General features: G+C 33.1%; 1 protein-coding gene and 2 pseudogenes. All 3 read right to left on the minus strand.

From position 1 onward, the window contains the following. Nucleotides 1-270 (minus strand): annotated as a pseudogene (locus DFO52_RS23025) (DNA-binding protein); the annotation flags it as partial. Beyond that, nucleotides 267-1,571 (minus strand): tyrosine-type recombinase/integrase, encoded by a 1,305-nt coding sequence (locus tag DFO52_RS23030; RefSeq protein WP_133551272.1) that lies wholly within the window; start codon nt 1,569-1,571, stop codon nt 267-269. The gene DFO52_RS23030 and the pseudogene DFO52_RS23025, both read right to left, overlap by 4 nt. Next, nucleotides 1,564-1,771: pseudogene (locus DFO52_RS23035) on the minus strand (site-specific integrase); the annotation flags it as partial. The pseudogene DFO52_RS23035 and the gene DFO52_RS23030, both read right to left, overlap by 8 nt.

Genomic DNA, 1,771 nt, shown 5'->3' on the forward strand with positions numbered 1-1,771 from the left:
ATAGTTTTTTAATGGTTTCAATGAGTGTTGATATCTGATATATGCTTTCGCAAAATTGATATAATCTTCGTGCATTGCATCAATGGAATCAAAGACTTTATTTCCAACCCCTATTTTTCTAAATGTGACATATCCTTTCCATGCATACTGCTCCCAATCCTGAGTTTGGGTTAGTCCGGGCAGTTGATAGCGACAAAATTTTATGAACTCATTATAATTTTCTTCTACAAGAATATGCTTTTTTGATTTGAACAAAATAATATTATTCATAGTTGATTCACCTCACTGCACTCAATCGGAATAAAAAACATACATTGATTGCAAGGAAATCCTGAATTCTGACTCTGGCATCTACTTGAAGAAAAAAATTTGAAATGACTACTCTTTTTAGATTTGATTCCGTTCATAAAAATATCAGCGACAAATGACAATTGTTCTGAAACAGCGGAATCAATCCTTTCAACACTGTCAGCATGATTTTTAATATAAATACCCGCACTTGAAGTAGAGGAATGATCCAATAACTCAGCTATAGTATTAACATTATGCCCATCCTTAGCCAGCATAGTTGCTATTGTATAACGAAGCCTACGAGGAGTAATATTTAGTATCGAACCGGTACGGTTGGATATTATATTCCCATTATTAACAATACCTTTCAATGCTACATTAGCAATTATAGGCTTCGCATATAATTTATTATATTCCAGAAGAATTGCACCTGTTATGGATAAATCTGAGAGTTTTTCCTCATTTAAGAAAATAGGAACTTCTCGTTTAGAATAATCATCAAGAGTTTTTCCAAGAGCTTGCTCAACGAGTTTCACTGATTGATTAGCTTGCAATTGAACAATTGATGCAACCTCTGATATTATTGCAAGTTCTCGATATCGTAGTTCTTTACCCCGTTGTTTAACTCGTGGCACTGAAATTACATATTCTACTTTGCCATTATCTAAGTTCTTTTGAAGAAGGTCTTTATATTTCAACATAACTAACTGCTGAGGTCTTCTACCTGTAAGGCTAATCAATAGTGATATTGCATAATGTGGCAGTGACAGTTCACCTTTTCTATATGCATGATTCATAGCCTTAATCAAAGAAGTATGTTCTTCTTTAGTTAGTGGTCCCTCTGTTGGATCATCTTGAAGCACAGACTGACCAGATTTTTTTATCTTTAGGTCCAAATGCTTTAACAGTTCTACCGCACTTTCATCTATTCCTGGATATCCTAACTCAAACCATTTAATCAAAAATGGTCGTAAAACGCGAAGTGATGCTGGGGCTTTTGATAATTTCTTATTTTGATATTCAATTAGAACCTTATCATCAATATGAGTAGGAGATACTTTACAGATAAGATTCTCCATATTTCTAACAATATTTTTCACATACAAATAGCTGTTGCTATTAAAATAATATTGTACTGTATATACAAATCCACAAACCAAATTTTCGTTCATAGCATATATTAAGTTTGTAAGATTGATTCCATTGCTTTCAATCGAACTGACGATTTTATGCTCATGCAAAGACATTTTATCAGAGTTATATTTAATTAAATTATTCATCAAATTCTCCTTTGAATAGTTGCTCTTGTTGTTGAAGTGCAGTTTTTTTCGATAGCTCAAAAATATGCCTGCGATTATAAATCATTGAAGTTTCTGAACCCGGTTGCCATCCCATGAGATAAGAACGGATTTGTTGCTCTTTTTCATCGGATATGTCCTGATTCTTGTCTATTGCTTTCGAAAACTCATAATTCCATGTA

This window comes from Enterobacter sp. AG326, assembly GCF_004362415.1.
Classification (GTDB): Bacteria; Pseudomonadota; Gammaproteobacteria; order Enterobacterales; family Enterobacteriaceae; genus Enterobacter; species Enterobacter asburiae.